Origin of the sequence: Pseudochrobactrum asaccharolyticum (assembly GCF_003314995.1) — a bacterium.
Classification (GTDB): Bacteria; Pseudomonadota; Alphaproteobacteria; order Rhizobiales; family Rhizobiaceae; genus Pseudochrobactrum; species Pseudochrobactrum asaccharolyticum.
Genome location: NZ_QNRH01000007.1, coordinates 1 through 18,469, shown reverse-complemented (window position 1 = coordinate 18,469; position 18,469 = coordinate 1). Strand labels below are relative to the sequence as shown.

Sequence of the window (18,469 nt, the reverse complement as noted above, 5' to 3'; positions counted from 1 at the left end):
CTTATTTAGATTTGAGATTGGCAGCGGCGGCTTCAAGCTGCTGCAAAATGTTTTTGAGATGGCTGCGCAATCCGGCCGCCTTGGCTTCGTCATAGGCAAATGGCACGGCTTCTGTTGCCAAATGCGTTGATTGCGCGAGTTCCATCTGAATGGCATGCACACCGGTTTCCGGCTGGCCGTAATGGCGCGTTGTCCAGCCGCCTTTGAAACGGCCGTTGAGGATGGACGTGTAACCTTCAGCCTGTTTCGCTACGCCGAAGACTGCTGCTTCAATGACGGGCGAACAGGTCTTGCCATTATCCGTTCCGATGTTGAAATCCGGCAGAGTGCCTTCAAACAGAAACGGAATATGGGAGCGGATCGAGTGGCAGTCATAGAGAATGGCTATGCCGTGAATGACCTTCACACGCTCGATTTCAGCCGCCAGCGCTTCATGATAAGGCTTGTGAAACCGGCTGATGCGATCTGCAATATCAGCCTCAGCCGGTTGCTCACCGTCTTTCCAGATTGCCAGACCATCAAAATCCGTTTCCGGTATCAGTGTCGTTGTGTTCTGCCCCGGATAGAGGCTCACACCCGCCGGATCACGATTGGCATCAATGCAATAGCGGTGGAAAGTGGCGCGCACTGTCGTCACATTATCCAGCAGCCCGTCATAGAGCTTGTGAATATGCCAGTCCGTATCGGCAAGAATCCGGCCATTGTCATTAAGGCGTGCCCAAATATCCTCCGGCACTTCCGTGCCGGTATGGGGCAGGCCGAGAATGACCGGCGAGGTTCCCTGATGAACGTCAACGACCATTTATGCCTCCAGACCCGAGCATTTCCCGCAAAAGTGGGAACCGGTTTTGCGTAAGGACAATGCGGCTAAAAAAACTGAAGTATTTCTAATATTAGTCATCATGACGGGAATACTTCAGGGAGAATACCGCTTGTGATCGCTGCGTTCAGCGAGCCGTCAGCAACGATTTCTGCAGCGGCAGCCAGATCATCAGCCATATAACGGTCAACTTCGAGGGTCGGCACTTTGGTGCGCAGCACGGCGATTGCCGCTTTCAGCTCAGGGCTGGTTTCCAGAGGGCCACGCAGTTCCACGCCGAGGGCACCGGTCAGGGCTTCAATGCCGATAATTGCATTGAGATTGTCGGTCATTTGCAGCAGACGGCGGGCGCCGTGGCAGGCCATCGAAACATGGTCTTCCTGATTGGCAGAAGTCGGGGTTGAATCGACCGAGGCCGGATGGGACATCTGCTTGTTTTCCGACATCAGAGCGGCGGAAGTGACTTCGGCAATCATCAGGCCGGAATTGAGACCCGGCTTTTTCGCCAGAAACGCTGGCAGACCGAAGGAGAGGGCAGGGTCAACCAGCAGTGCAATGCGGCGCTGGGCAATGGCACCGATTTCACAAATTGCCAGCGCAATCTGGTCAGCTGCAAAAGCAACCGGTTCTGCATGGAAGTTACCGCCGGAGACCACTGTATCATCGGAAAGCACCAGCGGATTATCGGTAACCGCATTGGCTTCAATTTCAAGCGTAACTGCGACCTGACGCAGCAGATCAAGACAGGCACCATCGACCTGTGGCTGGCAGCGGATGCAATACGGATCCTGCACGCGCTGGTCGCCTTCCAGATGGCTGTTGCGGATAATCGAGCCTTCAAGCAGTTTGCGCAGAGCTGCACCGGTATCGATCTGGCCTTTATGACCGCGCAAGCTATGAATATCTGCGTGGAACGGTGCGGTGGAGCCCATGGCAGCATCGGTAGACAGAGCGCCGGTAATCAGAGCTGCCTGCAAGGCTGTATGAGCACGGAACAAGCCGGCCAGTGCCAGTGCGGTGGAGGTCTGCGTGCCGTTGATCAGGGCGAGCCCTTCTTTGGCGGCCAGAACAACCGGTGTCAGACCGGCTTTGCTCAATGCGGAAGCAGCGGAAACGCGTGCACCCTGATAGAAAACCTCACCTTCGCCGATCATGGCCGCAGCCATATGTGCCAGCGGTGCCAGATCACCGGACGCACCGACGGAACCTTTTTCCGGAATAACCGGAATGACACCTTTTTCAAGCATGGCTTCGATGAGCGCAATGATCTCAGGACGTACGCCGGATGCACCGCGACCAAGCGAAATCAGCTTGAGCGACATGACGAGGCGCACAATGTTTTCAGCCAGAGGCGCGCCTACACCGCAGCAATGGGACAGGATCAGATTGCGCTGGAGTGTGGCCACATCTTCAGGGGCGATACGGATGGAAGCCAGTTTGCCGAAGCCGGTATTGATGCCATAGACCGGCGCATCACCGGCGGCGATTTCCGCAATGCGGGCGGCGGATTTGGCAATGCCCGCATGAAAAGACGGATCAAGACGGGCAATGGTGCCGTTGCGGTAAATATCTTCGAGCGTGGCAAGCGGGACGGAACCTGGTTTAAGAATAATGCTCATGGAGGATACTTTCTTCAGGTGTATGTGAATGACGTGTGAGTGTTCGGATAAATTTTCAGTTGCCGCGGAAAACCCGCTTCCAGAGCGGGTTAAAGCCAATGCGATAGACAAGCTCTGCAGGGCGCTGCACATCCCAGATCGCCAGATCGGCATGTTTGCCGACTTCAATCGTGCCGGTTTCAGCCAGAATGCCGAGGGCACGGGCAGCTTCACGGGTCACACCGGCGATGCATTCATCGACAGTGAGGCGGAACAGGGTTGCGCCCATATTCATGGTCAAAAGCAGGGAGGTCAGCGGGGATGTACCGGGATTATTATCGGTAGCCAATGCCATTTTTGTGCCCGCCTGACGGAAGGCTTCAACCGGCGGTTTTTGGGTTTCGCGGATGAAATAATAGGCTCCGGGCAACAGCACTGCGACGGTACCGGATTTGGCCATCGCCTGCGCACCTTGCGCGTCAGTATATTCCACATGATCAGCGGAAAGCGCATTATAAGAGGCGGCTAATTTGGCACCATGCAGATTAGACAGCTGATCGGCATGGAGTTTGACCGGCAGGTCATGCGTCTTTGCAGCATCAAAAACACGGGCAATTTCATCCGGCAGGAAGGCGATCCCTTCACAGAAACCATCGACGGCATCGGCGAGTTTTTCAGCGGCAATTGCAGGCAGCATCTCATTGATAATCACATCAATATAGGCTGACTTGTCGCCGTTCATTTCCGGCGGCAGCGCATGAGCACCGAGGAAAGTGGTGCGTATTGCAACATCACGTTCCTGTGCCAGACGTCTGGCTGCTTTCAGCGATTTGATTTCATTTTCCGTATCGAGACCGTAACCGGATTTAACCTCAACGGTCGTTGCGCCTTCAGCAATCAGGGCATCGAGGCGCGGCAGGCTTTCGCGTACCAGATCATCCTCACTGGCCGCACGCAGTGCCTTTACGGAAGAAACAATGCCGCCACCAGCTTTGGCGACTTCTTCATAGGATGCGCCTTCGAGGCGCAGCTCAAATTCATGGGCGCGGTTGCCCGCGTGAATCAGATGCGTATGGCAGTCGATCAGACCGGGGGTGATCAGACGGTTTTCGCAATTGGTTGCCGGATAGTCCGCATAGAGCGCAGGCATTTCAGCCTGCGGGCCGACATAGGCAATTCTGCCCTGCTCAACCACGATTGCCGCATCATCAATCAGGCCGAGTCCATCCGTATTTTCACGCAGTGTAGCAACGCGTGCATGGGTGAAAATATGGCCGCTCTGGTGGCGTGTATCTTTTGTCATGAGTGTTTTCCCGCTTCCCCTCTCCGGCTATAATGTATATACATATTAAAAAATGGCAAAGGAAATTTTTAGCCGGATATTTTCAGGAGGAGAGAACCGTGCTTCAGCAAAAACATGTTATCCATGCGCAACAGGCTCTATTGAATACAGAGCTGGAAAGCGGCTGGGCTGAGAATGTCCGCCTGACGGTTGAAGCCGGAAAATTCACAACCATTGAAAGCGGCGTGCAGGCGCAATCGGGTGATGAGTGCCATGCGGTGATCATCGCGGGGATGCCAAATCTGCACAGCCATGCGTTCCAATATGGTATGGCCGGACTGGCAGAAAAGCGCGGGCCTTCGGCAGATAGTTTCTGGAGCTGGCGCGATGTGATGTATCGCTTTGCCCTGACCATGTCGCCGGAACAGGCGGAAGCCGTAGCTCTGCGGCTCTATGTGGACATGCTGGAAAATGGCTTCACCCGCGTAGGTGAGTTCCATTATTTGCATCACGACCGTAACGGTACGCCTTATGCGGATGTGGCCGAGATGGGCAAACGTATTGCATCAGCGGCCAATAAAAGCGGTATCGGCCTGACTTTATTGCCGGTTTTCTACGCTCACTCCACATTTGGCGGTGCTGCCCCGAATGAAGGTCAGCGCCGGTTTATCAATAGTATAGATCAATATCAGCGCCTGTTGGATGGTTGTAGCTCTGCGCTCAAAGCTATGGATGGCGCGGTTCTGGGTGTTGCGCCACACAGCTTGCGGGCGGTGACGCCGGATGAGTTGAAAATCGTCACGCAGATGCTGCCGGAAACACCGGTGCATATTCATGTGGCCGAGCAGGTTAAAGAAGTTGAAGACTGCATTACATGGTCCGGCAAGCGACCTGTTGAATGGCTGTTGGACAATGCCAATCTGAGTGATCGCTGGTGCCTGATCCATGCCACCCACATGACCGATGACGAGACCACAGGCATGGCAAAAGCCGGTGCAATCGCCGGTCTGTGCCCTGTGACTGAGGCCAATCTCGGTGATGGCACGTTCAATGCCGGAGTGTTCACGCAGGCAGGCGGCAAATTCGGTATCGGTTCAGATTCCAATGTGCTGATCGGCTTGGGTGATGAATTGCGCCAGCTCGAATATTCGCAGCGTTTGCAACATCGCGCCCGTAATGTGATGGCGGTTGCGGAAGGTTCAACCGGTCGTGCGCTGTTTGACGGTGCGCTTGAAGGTGGCCATATCGCGATGGGCGTGCGCGGGCAGGGGCTTAAAACCGGTGCATCGGCTGATTTTGTGGCGCTGGATGTGAGCCGTCTTCCTCATGCCAAAGGGGATATGATGCTGGATGGTTTGATTTTTGCCAACCGCGCCAAACCGGCACATGTCTGGGTACGAGGCATAAAACAGGTTGAAAATGGCCGTCATCACCTGCATGAACAAGCAGAAGCAGGATTCCGTGCGGTTTTAGGTGCACTTTTGGAAGACTGACGGGTTGAATTAAAGAACGGGCTTAAGCGGGTAATGCAGACATTATCATCCGGAGACAGCGAACAGGCGTCATCTCTGCATCAGCGGATTCTGGATGATATTGAAAGCCGGATTCTCTCCGGCGAATGGCAGCCCGGTTATCGCATCCCGTTTGAGCACGAGCTGACGGAGCAATATTCCTGCTCGCGTATGACCGTCAATAAAGCGCTGACACAATTGGCAAAAGCCGGAATGATCGAGCGTAAACGCCGTTCCGGCAGTTTTGTTTCCAAGCCGCAGTCACAGGCAGCGGTGCTGGAAATTCATGATATCCGTGATGAAGTTGAGCAGTTGGGCTTGCCTTATCGCTACGAATTGCAGAAATCCGTGAGCCGCAAAAGTACAGCGGCAGATGGTAAGAAACTCGAGATTGAGCGCAATACACCACTGATTGAACTGACCTGTCGTCACTATGCCGGCAAACGGGTCTTTGCACTGGAAGAGCGCATCATCAATCTGCTGGCTGTGCCGGATGCCGCTCAAACGGATTTTTCCAAACAATCACCAAGTCCTTGGCTGGTGGCCTGCGTACCGTGGAGCAATGCGCAACACGCAATCCGCGCGGTGGCTGCGGATGACAATGTGGCGGCAATTCTGGGTATTCCGGCAGGAGCAGCCTGTCTGGTGATTGAGCGCCAGACTTGGAATGCCGGACAGCCTGTCACCTATGTGCGGCTGACCTATAGCGGCGACAGCCATGCGCTGGTCGCCCGTTTTGCGCCGTCTCAAGGGTAAAAAACGGCGGGATTGCGCCCGCCGTCTGCCTTTTAATGACCGGAAGTCAGAGTGTCATTTTATAATAACGCAGTCCTTCTACGTTATGTAAGGCAGATCATTGAAGCATCAGTATCAATGATCTGCAACTCCTCGAAACAGACCGGCTATTTGTTGCTTATCAGAAGCTGCGCTGGAAGCGGATCATACCCTGAACAGCATCTTTGCCGTTCTGGATGGATTTTGTATCCTTCCATTTGGTGTAAGAAACTTCCGGTGTGATTGTGAAGCCCGGCACCAGCTCATAAGCAATATTTGCGGTTGCTGCGAAGGTTTTGGAAGCATCATAGGCCATCTGAGCATTTATGACAGTCTGCGGGTTGAGCTTATAGGCTGCACCACCCCAAACGGCCCAGTCACCGCCCCATGTGCCGTAGAAGCTGCTGATGGCACGAACCTGACCGATAACCTGATTATCATCGCCTAATACGTCGATGTAATTGTCTTTGTTAGACTTGTAACCACCCATTGCCCAGACGGAGAAGCTGTCGGTTACATTCAGATCACCGCGGATTTTACCGGCCCATTCCTTGTTATAGGCATCATAGGCGGCAACGGCAGTCAGAGAACCCCAACCCTGTGCGTAACGCAGGCCACCAACGACATGCGGCGTGTAATCTTTGATGACCGCGCCCCATTGTTTGCCTGTCCAGCCAGCCGGTACGTCGTCAACATCGTCTTTGCCGCCCTGTTCCAGTGACAGGATTGCGGACAGACCGTTATCCCCTGTGAAAGTATAGCTGATCTGACCGGTGCGGCCGCTACCGGCGAGGATCACGTCATCATTCATGACATTGCCGAGGTAACCAGGGAAAGTGATAAATGCAGAGTCATCCAGACCAACCTTCAGACCGCCAAGTTGGATATAGCCAGCGCGCAATGTGCCGGTGGATTTGGCATCAGCGCCGTCTTTCCATTGGAAACGAAGGTCGGAATAGGTTTTCAGTGTACCAAGCTCGGTTTCAGAGGTAGTGCTGAATTTCAGGCTGAAACGCGCGAGGCCTTCATAGGTGTCGCGCTTGTTGCTCTTTGCAAGAGCTTTACCACTACTCGCATCAAAACCACGGCCATAGACATCATTGCCGCCGGTCAGATCATAGCGCACATAACCACCGATTTTCAGGCAGGTTTCTGTGCCCGGAATATAAAAATAGCCTGCACCATAGGCATCGCAAACGCGGACATATTCAACGGCTTCAGGTTCGGGTGAAACAACCGCATCGGCCGCATACGCACCGGAACTAATAAGAAAAGTTGCAGAGGAACTGATTAAAATAGTTTTGAGTGACATTGTTTTCTCCAGAATTTCACCTGAAGACAGTTAGCGATGCAGTCCGCAATAAAAACGCAAAAATAGGGAGTTTAATTCATAAAAATCAATATGTTGTATAATTGTATCATGGCAAGAAATTGCTGGATATTTTGAATTTTTTACTGATGGCTCATGAGGGTAGTGATAAAAATTTATCGCTATAGCTGCATTACTTACGATTATGCCGGAAACGGCTCCAGTGCCTGCAAATATCCGGTAGCATAAGTGATGAATTCCGCGCCAAGCTCAGGGAGCCGTGGCTTATCCGGATAAACAAATGCAAAATGATGCGGCACATCGGGAAGAAACAGCCGGACCTCCGTATCCAGATCCATACAGTCCTGCACCAGCAGGGAATTGACGATAGAGACGCCGATCCCTTCCGCAGAAAACCCACAGGCTGAACTGACCGAATGAGCTTCAAGCCGGATTTTCGGCCGGACACCGTGGGATGAAAAGACCAGATCGAGATCATGGCGCGGTGAGCGTCTGCGCCCAAGCAGTACCAGTGGTTCATCGCGGAGATTTTCAGGGCGGATAATTTTATGTTTCGTCAGCGGATGGTCTTTGGCCATTACGCAAACGGAGCGTGCAATAATCACATCCGAATACATGAAATTGCTGTCACGGAACGGCAGGCGGAGAAAGCCGATTTCTGCCTGTTTTTCATCCAGCATACGACTGATAACATCATAGGTGCCGTGCAGGATTTCAAATCGGGTCTGCGGGTATTTATCGAGAAAACCCGCAATGATCTTCGGCATGATCTTACGGCAAATGCCCGGCGGCACGGCAATGCGCAGCAAAGCATTTTCATAGCGGCCTGAACGGATTTTATTCGCGGCATCGTCAAGAATATGCACGCGCTCCAGAACATCCGCCACATGGGTTTCCAACAGTTCATTTAAGCGGGACGGGACGATTCTCGCGCCTTCACGGATGAAAAGCTGGATACCCAATTCTTCTTCAAGCTGGTTTATCCGCCGGCTGACGGCCGATTGTGAGATGCCTAAAAGCTCCGCTGCCCCTTGGGTCGAGCCGGTACTCATAACCGCGCGATAGGCTTCTAAGTCTATGATTTTGATCATGCTGTCTCACATTTTCGCTGGAAAAGGCGGTTTTGAGAGGAGATTTTGTCTATGCGTTTAACGCATAGATTTGGCACTATATCTCATAATATTGCAAGTATTTTCCTGCTATGGCAAGTTTGGAATGTTTCCAAATAAACATATGCGCGGGGAAGCGTGATGGAGGAGTTCTAAATTATGTATGTTCGGGTCCATAAGAGATGACAGCGTTTATTATCCGCCGGTTGTTTCAGGCGCTGCTTGTCCTGTTTGTAACTTCCGTTATCGTTTTTGCCGGTGTTTATGCGATCGGTGATCCGCTGGAAATCCTGCTGCCTGCCGATGCCACGATGGCAGAACGTTTACAGGTGACACAGGCTCTTGGTCTGGATAAGCCGCTGATCGTGCAATACTGGCATTTTCTCGCCAATGCGTTGCAAGGCGATCTGGGTACGTCTTTTGTCTATAACCAGCCATCCATCAGCGTTATTTTGCAGCGCCTGCCTGCCACGCTGGAACTGGCTTTCTGTGCGCTGGTTCTTGCCATTGTCATTGGTATTCCGCTCGGCCTGCTCTCCGGTCTGAAAGCCGGAAGCGCTACGGATGAAACCATCATGACCGGCTCTATCCTCGGGTTCAGCCTGCCGAATTTCTGGCAGGGCATGATGTTGATCATGATTTTCTCGGTCTATCTTGGCTGGCTGCCTTCGACAGGGCGCGGTCAGACCGGCACAATTCTCGGTATTGAAACCAGTCTGGCGACCTGGAACGGTATTCAGCATCTGATCCTGCCTGCGATTAATCTGTCGCTGGCTAAAATTTCGCTGGTGATCCGCCTGACTCGTACCGGTGTTCAGGAAACCATGCCGCTGGATTTCGTGAAATTCGCGCGCGCCAGAGGACTGGCACCATCGCGCGTTATTTTCGTGCATGTTTTGAAGAATATTCTCATCCCGATCATCACAGTAATCGGCATTGAATTCGGCTCGCTGATTGCTTTTGCCGTGGTGACCGAAACGATCTTTGCCTGGCCGGGTGTCGGCAAGCTGATTATCGACAGTATCAATATTCTCGATCGCCCGATTGTCGTGGCCTATATTCTCGTGGTCGTCTCGATGTTTATCGTCATCAATCTCGTGGTTGATGTCCTCTATTCGCTTCTTGATCCACGTATCCGGAGCAAACGCTGATGACCACTCTCACACAACGTCTCTTTGGTGAAGGCATGGTCTCAACGGCTGTGTCCGGAATTCTACACAGCCCGAAAGCGACAATCGGCCTGATTTTCTGTGTCTTGCTGGTGCTGGCTGCAATTTTCGCACCATTGCTTGCGCCGCAAAATCCTTATGATCTGATGCAGATCGATATGTTCGATGCCAAGCTGCCGCCTTTGTCGGAAAGCATGAACGGCATGACCTATTGGCTGGGTACCGATGCGCAGGGTCGCGATATGCTCTCGGCGATGCTCTACGGTTTGCGGACCAGTCTCGGTGTCGGTCTGACGGCCGGTTTCCTCGCCATGTTTATCGGTTCCGCACTTGGCTTGCTCGCGGCCTATAGCGGTGGTCGTCTTGATGCGTTTCTGATGCGCCTTGTTGATCTGATGCTGGGTTTCCCGACCATTCTGGTGGCGCTGCTCATTCTGGCAGTGCTGGGGCAGGGCACATGGAAAGTGATTATGGCGCTGGTTTTCGTGCAATGGGCTTATTTTGCCCGTGCTGCCCGCGCCGCCGCGCTGGTCGAGGTGAATAAAGATTATGTGGAAGCGGCACGCTGTCTTGGTCTGAGCCGTATCCGTATTCTGTTCGGCCATTTGCTGCCGAATTGTCTGCCACCGCTGATCGTAATCGGCACAATCCAGATTGCCAGCGCAATCGCGGCAGAAGCGACACTGAGCTTTCTGGGGATCGGTTTGCCGATTACCGAGCCGTCGCTGGGGCTGCTGATTTCCAATGGTTATCAAGTGCTGCTCGCGGGGCTGTACTGGATCAGCGTGTTTCCGGGATTGCTGCTGCTGACACTGGTTTTCTCGATCAATATTGTCGGCGACCGCCTGCGTGAAGTCCTGAATCCGAGGTTGGCCAAATGAGTTCACAACAGAAAACTGAAACCAATAAGCCTGAAACCGTGCTGGATGTGCGCGATTTGCAAACGCATTTCTTCACACCGGCAGGCACAATCAAGTCGGTTGACGGCGTGAGCCTGACGGTAAAACGCGGTGAGATTTTAGGTCTGGTCGGCGAGTCCGGTTCGGGTAAATCCATTACCGGTTTTTCGATCATTGGTCTGGTGGATAAACCGGGGCGCAATGTCGGCGGGTCGATCACTTTCAAAGGTGAAGAACTGCTCAATGCATCGGAAAAGCGTTTGCGCAGTCTGCGCGGTAATCGCATCGCGATGATCTTTCAGGATCCGATGATGACGCTCAATCCGGTGTTGTCTGTCAAAACCCATATGGTTGAGACCGTGCGCGCCCATGAAAATGTCAGTGAGGCGGAAGCCTTGCGCCGTTCGATTGAAGCGTTAAGCATGGTGGGCATCTCACAGCCGGAACTGCGTATTCAGAGCTATCCGCATGAGTTTTCCGGCGGTATGCGTCAGCGCGTGGCAATTGCCATTGCACTTCTGCACAAGCCCGATCTGATTATTGCCGATGAACCGACAACCGCACTGGATGTGACGATTCAAAGCCAGATTCTTGCGGAGGTGCAGACCCTGTGCCGTGAACTGGGCATGGGGCTGATCTGGATCAGTCATGATCTGGGCGTTGTGGCCGGTCTCGCGGATAATGTGGCAGTGATGTATGCCGGACGTATTGTTGAGCAGGGCAAAGTCGATGATGTGCTGGATCGCCCGCAACATCCTTATACCGCAGGTCTGATTGGTTCCGCACCAGCCGCCAATGCGCGCGGAGCACGCCTGACGCAAATTCGTGGGGCGGCACCGCATCCGCTGAAACGGCCGGAAGGGTGCGCATTCCGCACGCGCTGTGATTTTGCCACGGATCGCTGTCTCGAAGAACCGGCGGAAACGTCCGGTACTGCCGGTCATCGCTGGCGTTGTTTCAACCCGCTTGCCGGTGCCGCCGCATCTGCAATCAGCGCGGAGGGACATTGATGTCTGAATATATTGCTGAAGCACGGAATGTTTCCAAACGCTTTTCAACCGAGCCGGATTTTGCTGAAAAACTCGCCTCGATGCTGGGTGCTAAATCGGTCCGGCGTGTTGTGCATGCGCTTGACGGCGTTGATCTGAAAATCCGCAAGGGTGAAGTGGTTGGTCTGGTCGGTGAATCCGGTTGCGGAAAATCCACACTCGGTCGTGTGATTGCCGGAATGCTGCCTGCAACAGAAGGCGAAGTGCTGATTGAAGATCAGCCGCGCAATCAGCTACGCGGCAAAGCTGCCAAACAGGCGCGTCTCAATACACAGATCATTTTTCAGGACCCGATGTCCTCCCTCAATCCGCGTAAGCGTGTTGTGGATATTATCGGCGAAGCGCCGGTTGCTCATGGTCTGATCAAACGCAGTGAAAAACAGGCTCTGGTTGAAAAACTGCTGGAAACAGTTGGTCTTGATCCGTCGATGGCCAATCGCTATCCGCACCAGTTTTCCGGTGGGCAGCGCCAGCGTATCGGCATTGCACGCGCATTGGCGGTAAAACCGGAATTTCTGATCTGTGACGAGAGTATAGCAGCGCTGGATATTTCAATTCAGGCGCAGGTTATCAACCTGTTCATGGATCTGCGTAAAAGCCTTGATCTGACTTACCTGTTTATCAGCCATGATCTGAGTGTGGTCAGCCATATCGCCGATCGTGTTGTGGTTATGTATCTGGGGCGTATTGTTGAAAGCGGCTCGGCTGCAGAGATTTTCGACCGGCCTAACCATCCTTATACCGCTGCGCTGCTCTCGGAAGTGCCGCGTATTGATCGCCGCCATCGTGCTTATAATCCGATCAAAGGCGAAATTCCTTCACCGATGAGCCCGCCTTCCGGCTGTCATTTTCATCCGCGCTGCCCGCACGCTTTTGAGCGATGCAAGCTGGAGCGCCCGCAATTGCGCGTTGTGGATGGTCAGCATGAAAGCGCCTGCCACCTCAACGATCTCGAAAACCGTCCTGATTTTGCAAATACCGATGACAAAGGGGAGAAATTGTCATGAAACTCGTCAAAAATTTAAGCAAAGCCGTAATCGTTACCGCACTTCTGGCCAGTTCAGCTTTGACTGCTTTCGCCGATAATATCGTCATTGGCCGTGCGAATGAGCCGTCGGCGATTGATCCGCAATTTTCGCGTACCGGCAATAATCAGATGACTGCGGATAATATGTTCGACACAATGCTGTCGACCGATGCCAATCTGCAGATGCATCCGAGTCTGGCGACAGAGTGGAAGAATATTGATCCGCTGACATGGGAAATTACGCTGCGTGAAGGTGTGACATTCCATAATGGCACGCCGTTTACCGCTGAAGATGTGATCTTTTCCCTCAACCGTACGGATAAGGTGCCGAACAGCCCTGCACCTTTCACCGATGTGGTGAGCTCGGTTGCTAAGATTGAGAAGATCGACGACCACAAAATCCGCGTCACTACCAAAGCACCTAATCCGGCGCTGATGGAGCAGATCGGCCGCGTTTTCATTATCTCGAAAGCGGCTGCTGAAAATGCCACGCTGGAAGATTTCAATTCCGGTAAAGCGGCGATCGGCACCGGTGCTTATCAGTTTGTCGAATGGAAACCGGCGGAATCTCTGAAACTGAAAGCCTATGAAGGCTATTGGGGCGAAAAGCCGGATTATGACACGGTGGAATATCGCTTCATCGCCAATGATGCCGCGCGTACGGCTGCACTGTTGTCAGGCTCGGTTGATCTGATTGATGCGGTATCGCCGTCGGATATCGTGCGTCTTGAGGGGCAAAAAGGCTTCAAGGTTTTCCCGATTGATTCCGGTCGTCTGGTCTATCTGGCTCTGAGCATGCGTGATGATACAGCGCCGGGCGTGGATGATTTGTCCGGTAAGCCATTGAACCCGAACCCTTTCCGTGATGCACGTGTGCGTCAGGCAGTTTCCATGATGGTTGATCGCAAACTCATGGTTGATCGTATACTCAATGGTTCCGGTGTGCCGTCAGCACAGGTCGTACCTTCGGTACTGGGTGGTTATGCGGAGGATTTGCAGCCGCAGCCTGCAGATGTTGCAGGCGCCAAGAAACTGCTTGCTGATGCCGGATTCCCTGAGGGTTTCGGCATTACGCTCTATTCTTCAAACAACCGTTTCCCTGGTGATGGCGATATTGCACAGGCCATGGGGCAGATGCTGGCGCGTGGCGGCCTGAAAGTAAACGGTGTTAAAACCCAGCCTTATAACGTCTATGCGGCGGCTGCGACAAAGGGTGAATTCGGCGCGTTTATTTTCTCGCTGGGTGCGTCCACACCAAATTCGGAAGCCAATCTGCGCTCACTGTTGCAGAGCTATAATAAAGATGCAGGCACCGGCGGTTTTAACCGGATGCGCTATGCCAATCCGGAATTTGATACCGCGCTTAAATCCGCGATGGAAGAATTCGATCAGGCTGAACGCATGAAAAAACTGCAGGAAGCCACCCGTATCGCCATGAAAGACCAGGCGATTGTTCCGCTCTATTTCCAGAAAATTTACTGGGCTTCGCGTGACGGCATCGATTTCACGCCAAACCTTGCAGAACGCACCATCGGTCAGGATGTCCGGAAAGCAAAATGAATTTTATTGCCAATAAATTGACGCCGGCGACCGAGGTAGCCGGTGATGTGATCGTTCATCGTAATGTGATGATTGCCATGCGCGACGGTATCCATCTGGCGACAGATATTTATCGTCCCGCAGTGGATGGTGTTCCGGTTGAAACGGCATTGCCGGTTATTCTGGAGCGCACTCCATATAATAAAGCAGGCACACCGCGCACAGAATTGTCGCTGAAGAACCCTGTTTCCATGTCACGCCCCGAGCTTGCCATTCATCTGGTGCGCAAGGGTTACATTGTGATCTGGCAGGATTGCCGCGGGCGCTATGACAGCGAAGGTCATTTTACCAAATACCTCTCCGAAGGGGAGGATGGTTATGACACAATGGTGTGGGTTGAAGCGCAGCCGTGGAATAACAGCCGCATCGGGACGATGGGGCTGTCTTATGATGCCCATACCCAGATGGCGTTGGCCTGCCTCAATCCTCCGGGCTTGAGCGCAATGGCCGTGGATTCCGGCGGTTTTTCCAATGCATTCACCTGCGGTATCCGTCAGGGCGGTGCTTTTGAGCTGAAACAGGCAACATGGGCCTATCACCGTGCGCAGGAAGGCACGGATGAGCGCACGGCGGCTGCCGTGGCTGATGAGGATCTGGCCTATTGGTTCGCGCAAATGCCGTGGACGAAAGGGCGCTCGCCGGTACGCTGGAATGCGGAATATGAAGACTATCTGCTTGAACAGTGGCAGAGCGGCACCTTCAATGATTTCTGGAAAAAGGTCGGCATTTATGCTGCCGGATATTATGAAACCTTTCCGAAAGTACCGACGATTTTCATGTCGAGCTGGTATGATGCCTATGTCACGACCACACTTGAGAATTTCACGGCGCTGAAAGGTGATGCTGAACGTCCGCTGAGCCTGATTATGGGGCCATGGACGCATGGCAACCGCTCCCGCACGATCTTTGGCGATGTGGATTTCGGTGCTGATGCGGTCTTTGACGGGCAGGTTGATGAAGACTGGCTGGCCTATCGTGAGAAATGGTTCGCACGGTATCTTAAAGATGAGCTTACGCATCAGCAGGCCGGTCGTGTGCATATTTTCCTGATGGGAACGGGACAGGGCAATAAAACCGAGGCCGGACATCTCAATCATGGCGGTCGCTGGATTGAAGGCGCCGACTGGCCGCTGCCGGATGCTAAACCGCTCAATCTTTATCTGCAAAAAGATATGTCCTTGAGTGAGAAACTGCCGGAACAGGCTACGGCCAGCATCAGCTATGATTTTAATCCGGCCAATCCGGTGCCGACTATCGGCGGTTCTCTCACATCCGGTGAGCCGATTTTCACCGGCGGCGGCTTCAATCAAGTCGAAGCCGAGCAGTTTTACGGCTGCACTCGTCCGGGTCTGCCGTTGACGGCGCGTCATGATGTCTTGAGTTTCGAGACTGCACCTCTGGAGCAGGATACCGCAATTGCAGGGCCGGTTGAAATTGAGCTTTGGGTCAGCACGGATGCACCGGATACGGATTTCACTGCCAAGCTGGTTGATGTCTATCCGCCTTCTGCGGATTATCCGCGTGGTTATGCGCTGAATATAACTGACGGCATTTTCCGCGTGCGTTATCGCAAGGGCTTTGACAAGCCGGAGCCGGTTGCAGATGGTGAGGTCTTTAAGATTACGATCTCACCTTTCGCGACCGCGAATATGTTCAAACAAGGACATTGCATCCGGCTGGATATTTCATCGTCCAATTTCCCGAAATATGATGTGAATCCGAATACCGGCGAGCCGGAAGGCACCAGTCATCGTAAGCAGATCGCTGTGAATACGGTCTTTGTTGAACATGACCGGCCATCAGTGCTGAAACTGAGCAAAATTCCGGTTTGATTGAGATAGAAATGAATTGTCCCGCAGACCCTGCGGGACAATTCTTATAAGCAGTTAGCTGATGGAATGAGATGTTACAGTTCTTTTATAATGGCTGGAAAAACGCAGCAACACAAAGACTGCGATAATAATCCACGGGATCAGCAGCATATTCAGTTTCTGCCAGCCGAAATATTGCAACAGACCACCGGCACTGAATGAACAGGTCAGGCCGACAATAAAAATCGTCAGATCATTGGTAGCCTGCGCGCGTCCTTTTTCTGCGGATGTATAGGTTGTTGTCAGCAGGGTTGTGCCGCCGATATACAGAAAATTCCAGCCGATACCGAGCATGATCAAGGCACTGGCGAAAGAGACAAAGCCGGTACCGGTCAGCGCCAGTGCCACATGAGCACCGAACAGCGCCAGACCTGTCATCATAATACGCATGACGCCAAAACGGGCGATGAGTGAACCGGTAAAGAATGAAGGCAGAAACATACCCAGCACATGCAGCTGGATAACCATTGTCGACGCGGATGGCTCATGCTGATGATGCCCCATGGCTATCGGCGTGGCAGTCATCGCCAAAATCATAATACCGTAACCGGTGGCCGCAGCAAAGAGTGCAACCAGATAGGCGGGTTGCGTTACAATCTCACGCCATGTTCGCCCGCTTTGAACCGTGGTCGTCGCTGCAGATCGAGCAGGACTGTGTAAGCGGCTGAGTATACCGGCAGCGATCAGCGACACCAAAGCAAGCAACAGGAACGAAGCCATATAAGGCGGAACCATGAGTTTGCCACCGGCTTGGGCAAGGAGGGGGCCTGCGAGAGCTGCTACAACACCGCCGCCCAGAACCAGAGAAATTGCTCTGGAGCGATAGGCATCATCTGCAATCTCACCTGCTGCAAAGCGATAGAATTGCGCAAATGCCTGATAAGAGCCGACCAGAAACGTACCGAACGACAGCAATAGTAATGATGATTGCCATAGTCCGAATGCTGCAAGTAAGCCGCCGCTGGTACCAAGCAAGGCTCCGGCGATGAAACCGGTTTTCCGGCCAATGCGTGCCATCCACAGCGAGGCAGGCAGCATAGTGATAGCCGTACCCAGAAACATGGCGGCAACCGGCATGGTGGCCAGTTCCGGTCGCGAGGCAATCTGACCGCCAGCAAGGCCGCCAATGGTCATGACCATGACGGATGCTGTCTGAAACAGCGCCTGTGCTGTTGCCAGCAGAAAAACCTGCCCTTTTACTGTTGCAGCCGCCATGAATTTCCCCTCATGATGTTGGCATACTTCAAACATTCAAAGATTTGTTTGATCGTTTAAAGCATGGTAGAGAGACGGTCAATGACTAAGGCGAAAACATATTTACTGGAACAACTGGCTGAACTGGCACGGGTGCTTGGGCATGCACACCGTCTGGATTTGCTTGAGCATATTTCGCAGGGCGAGCGTGCGGTCGAAAGGCTGGCAGAGCTCACTGGCCTGTCCGTTGCCAATACATCCGCGCATTTGCAGCAATTGCGTCGTGGTGGCTTTGTAAATACGCGCCGCGACGGCAAGCGGGTCTTATATCGTCTGGGCGACGGGCCCGTTTTGCCATTGCTCTCGGCTCTGCGCTATTTTGCTGAACGGAATAAAGCTGAAGTTCGTGAAGTTGTTTCCGACTATTTCGATAATCTGGACAGGCTGGAGCCGGTATCCCGTCAGGAACTGATCAGCGCTATGCGTGATGGCGACGTGACTTTGCTTGACGTGCGGCCGGATGAGGAATTTGCGCTGGGGCATTTGCCGGGTGCGCTCAATATTCCGTTGGATGCGCTGGAAAAGCGCCTGAGTGAATTACCGAAAGACACAGAGATTGTTGCCTATTGCCGTGGTGCCTATTGTGTTCTGTCTTTTGAGGCCGTGGCAGTACTGCGCAGCAAGGGTTATCGCATTCGTCGTTTACAGGACGGATTTCCGGAATGGAAAGCCGCCGGATTGGCTGTCGAAGCTGCAGCTTGATCGAAGCACACACACTCTCTCTATATATATGGTGCGATTGAGCATTGAGTGGACACTCTCAAAGAGGTGCCTGTCAGTATCTGTTTGATTCAAAATTAGTGCCGATTCTTGGAAATCGGCTTTACGATTCTGGTTTTGCGAGTCGAAACGGCGGTTTGAGGTTGTGTTTTTGATATATGAGGGGTGGTTTTGTGGTGTTTTGGTTGTAATTGGGTGTGTGGATGTATTGTGATTGGTGTGAAAACGGGTCTGGGGCTGTGGATTTGTGTTTTTTGTTATAAAAATTCCATAAAAGGTGTTTGTGCGTGTTGACAGTTTGGCTTGGTGGGGTCTATATGAGCTCAACAACGAGGGCGGCGGCGCTGCTAGCGGCAGAGAGTTTCGCCCTTGAGATTGGTTGATTGAGAGATTGGCTAATCGCTAAAGCACTGAAAAGATTGAGAGATTGATTTAGTGTTTACGAGATTTTAAGGTT

15 protein-coding genes are annotated in these 18,469 nt (G+C 52.9%); 9 read left to right on the top strand and 6 right to left on the bottom strand.

Annotated features, from left to right (window positions below; genetic code table 11):
* Window position 1: 1 nt before the first annotated feature.
* From hutG to hutI, 3 genes are all read right to left on the bottom strand, one after another.
* Entirely contained in the window at window positions 2–802 is an 801-nt protein-coding gene (hutG, locus tag DFR47_RS16100) for an N-formylglutamate deformylase (protein ID WP_113945445.1), read from the bottom strand.
* Window positions 803–900: 98 nt separating this feature from the next.
* Window positions 901–2,439 (bottom strand): histidine ammonia-lyase, encoded by a 1,539-nt coding sequence (gene hutH, locus DFR47_RS16095; RefSeq protein WP_113945444.1) that lies wholly within the window; start codon window positions 2,437–2,439, stop codon window positions 901–903.
* A gap of 55 nt (window positions 2,440–2,494) precedes the next feature.
* Window positions 2,495–3,721: an imidazolonepropionase gene (hutI, locus tag DFR47_RS16090; protein ID WP_113945443.1), complete on the bottom strand. Its 1,227-nt coding sequence runs from the start codon at window positions 3,719–3,721 to the stop codon at window positions 2,495–2,497.
* Between the two features lie 98 nt (window positions 3,722–3,819).
* Between hutI and DFR47_RS16085 the strand changes: the two genes are divergently transcribed.
* Together DFR47_RS16085 and hutC are read left to right on the top strand one after the other, a co-directional pair.
* The gene (locus DFR47_RS16085) at window positions 3,820–5,193 is read left to right on the top strand and encodes a formimidoylglutamate deiminase (RefSeq protein WP_245416603.1); all 1,374 of its coding nucleotides are present in this window, start codon (window positions 3,820–3,822) and stop codon (window positions 5,191–5,193) included.
* A gap of 33 nt (window positions 5,194–5,226) precedes the next feature.
* A complete protein-coding gene (gene hutC, locus DFR47_RS16080; protein ID WP_113945441.1) occupies window positions 5,227–5,967 on the top strand; it encodes a histidine utilization transcriptional repressor HutC in 741 nt (246 codons plus the stop codon).
* A gap of 160 nt (window positions 5,968–6,127) precedes the next feature.
* On the opposite strand, the gene DFR47_RS16075 is transcribed toward hutC, so the two are convergent.
* Window positions 6,128–7,297, bottom strand: a complete 1,170-nt coding sequence (locus DFR47_RS16075; protein ID WP_113945440.1) for a porin — start codon at window positions 7,295–7,297, stop codon at window positions 6,128–6,130.
* Between the two features lie 200 nt (window positions 7,298–7,497).
* Entirely contained in the window at window positions 7,498–8,406 is a 909-nt protein-coding gene (locus tag DFR47_RS16070) for a LysR family transcriptional regulator (protein WP_113945439.1), read from the bottom strand.
* A gap of 200 nt (window positions 8,407–8,606) precedes the next feature.
* Between DFR47_RS16070 and DFR47_RS16065 the strand changes: the two genes are divergently transcribed.
* Genes DFR47_RS16065 through DFR47_RS16040 form a run of 6 tightly spaced genes read left to right on the top strand, consistent with a single transcriptional unit; the run spans window position 8,607 to window position 15,999 of the window.
* Window positions 8,607–9,575: an ABC transporter permease gene (locus DFR47_RS16065; protein ID WP_113945438.1), complete on the top strand. Its 969-nt coding sequence runs from the start codon at window positions 8,607–8,609 to the stop codon at window positions 9,573–9,575.
* The gene (locus DFR47_RS16060; protein ID WP_113945437.1) at window positions 9,575–10,474 is read left to right on the top strand and encodes an ABC transporter permease; all 900 of its coding nucleotides are present in this window, start codon (window positions 9,575–9,577) and stop codon (window positions 10,472–10,474) included. Before DFR47_RS16065 ends, DFR47_RS16060 begins: the two co-directional genes overlap by 1 nt.
* The gene (locus DFR47_RS16055) at window positions 10,471–11,502 is read left to right on the top strand and encodes an ABC transporter ATP-binding protein (protein ID WP_113945436.1); all 1,032 of its coding nucleotides are present in this window, start codon (window positions 10,471–10,473) and stop codon (window positions 11,500–11,502) included. Before DFR47_RS16060 ends, DFR47_RS16055 begins: the two co-directional genes overlap by 4 nt.
* Window positions 11,502–12,548, top strand: coding sequence for an ABC transporter ATP-binding protein (locus DFR47_RS16050; protein ID WP_113945435.1), 1,047 nt, complete (start codon window positions 11,502–11,504; stop codon window positions 12,546–12,548). The genes DFR47_RS16055 and DFR47_RS16050 overlap by 1 nt, the downstream gene beginning before the upstream one ends.
* Window positions 12,545–14,128, top strand: coding sequence for an ABC transporter substrate-binding protein (locus DFR47_RS16045; protein ID WP_113945434.1), 1,584 nt, complete (start codon window positions 12,545–12,547; stop codon window positions 14,126–14,128). Before DFR47_RS16050 ends, DFR47_RS16045 begins: the two co-directional genes overlap by 4 nt.
* Window positions 14,125–15,999, top strand: a complete 1,875-nt coding sequence (locus DFR47_RS16040) for a CocE/NonD family hydrolase (RefSeq protein WP_245416602.1) — start codon at window positions 14,125–14,127, stop codon at window positions 15,997–15,999. The genes DFR47_RS16045 and DFR47_RS16040 overlap by 4 nt, the downstream gene beginning before the upstream one ends.
* A 54-nt stretch (window positions 16,000–16,053) precedes the next feature.
* Here the strand turns inward: DFR47_RS16040 and DFR47_RS16035 are convergent, their stop codons facing one another.
* Window positions 16,054–17,253 (bottom strand): MFS transporter, encoded by a 1,200-nt coding sequence (locus DFR47_RS16035; protein ID WP_113945433.1) that lies wholly within the window; start codon window positions 17,251–17,253, stop codon window positions 16,054–16,056.
* Between the two features lie 81 nt (window positions 17,254–17,334).
* Between DFR47_RS16035 and DFR47_RS16030 the strand changes: the two genes are divergently transcribed.
* Window positions 17,335–17,994, top strand: a complete 660-nt coding sequence (locus DFR47_RS16030) for an ArsR/SmtB family transcription factor (RefSeq protein ID WP_113945432.1) — start codon at window positions 17,335–17,337, stop codon at window positions 17,992–17,994.
* The last annotated feature ends 475 nt before the right edge of the window (window positions 17,995–18,469 follow it).

What these genes read in the sequence shown, in the direction of transcription:
- hutC (WP_113945441.1), top strand. Translation starts at nt 5,227, where the DNA reads ATGCAGACATTATCATCCGGAGACAGCGAACAGGCGTCATCTCTGCAT.
- DFR47_RS16045 (WP_113945434.1), top strand. Translation starts at nt 12,545, where the DNA reads ATGAAACTCGTCAAAAATTTAAGCAAAGCCGTAATCGTTACCGCACTT.
- DFR47_RS16055 (WP_113945436.1), top strand. Translation starts at nt 10,471, where the DNA reads ATGAGTTCACAACAGAAAACTGAAACCAATAAGCCTGAAACCGTGCTG.
- hutI (WP_113945443.1), bottom strand. Translation starts at nt 3,721, where the DNA reads ATGACAAAAGATACACGCCACCAGAGCGGCCATATTTTCACCCATGCA.
- DFR47_RS16060 (WP_113945437.1), top strand. Translation starts at nt 9,575, where the DNA reads ATGACCACTCTCACACAACGTCTCTTTGGTGAAGGCATGGTCTCAACG.
- DFR47_RS16075 (WP_113945440.1), bottom strand. Translation starts at nt 7,297, where the DNA reads ATGTCACTCAAAACTATTTTAATCAGTTCCTCTGCAACTTTTCTTATT.
- hutH (WP_113945444.1), bottom strand. Translation starts at nt 2,439, where the DNA reads ATGAGCATTATTCTTAAACCAGGTTCCGTCCCGCTTGCCACGCTCGAA.
- DFR47_RS16070 (WP_113945439.1), bottom strand. Translation starts at nt 8,406, where the DNA reads ATGATCAAAATCATAGACTTAGAAGCCTATCGCGCGGTTATGAGTACC.
- DFR47_RS16050 (WP_113945435.1), top strand. Translation starts at nt 11,502, where the DNA reads ATGTCTGAATATATTGCTGAAGCACGGAATGTTTCCAAACGCTTTTCA.
- hutG (WP_113945445.1), bottom strand. Translation starts at nt 802, where the DNA reads ATGGTCGTTGACGTTCATCAGGGAACCTCGCCGGTCATTCTCGGCCTG.
- DFR47_RS16030 (WP_113945432.1), top strand. Translation starts at nt 17,335, where the DNA reads ATGACTAAGGCGAAAACATATTTACTGGAACAACTGGCTGAACTGGCA.
- DFR47_RS16035 (WP_113945433.1), bottom strand. Translation starts at nt 17,253, where the DNA reads ATGGCGGCTGCAACAGTAAAAGGGCAGGTTTTTCTGCTGGCAACAGCA.
- DFR47_RS16040 (WP_245416602.1), top strand. Translation starts at nt 14,125, where the DNA reads ATGAATTTTATTGCCAATAAATTGACGCCGGCGACCGAGGTAGCCGGT.
- DFR47_RS16065 (WP_113945438.1), top strand. Translation starts at nt 8,607, where the DNA reads ATGACAGCGTTTATTATCCGCCGGTTGTTTCAGGCGCTGCTTGTCCTG.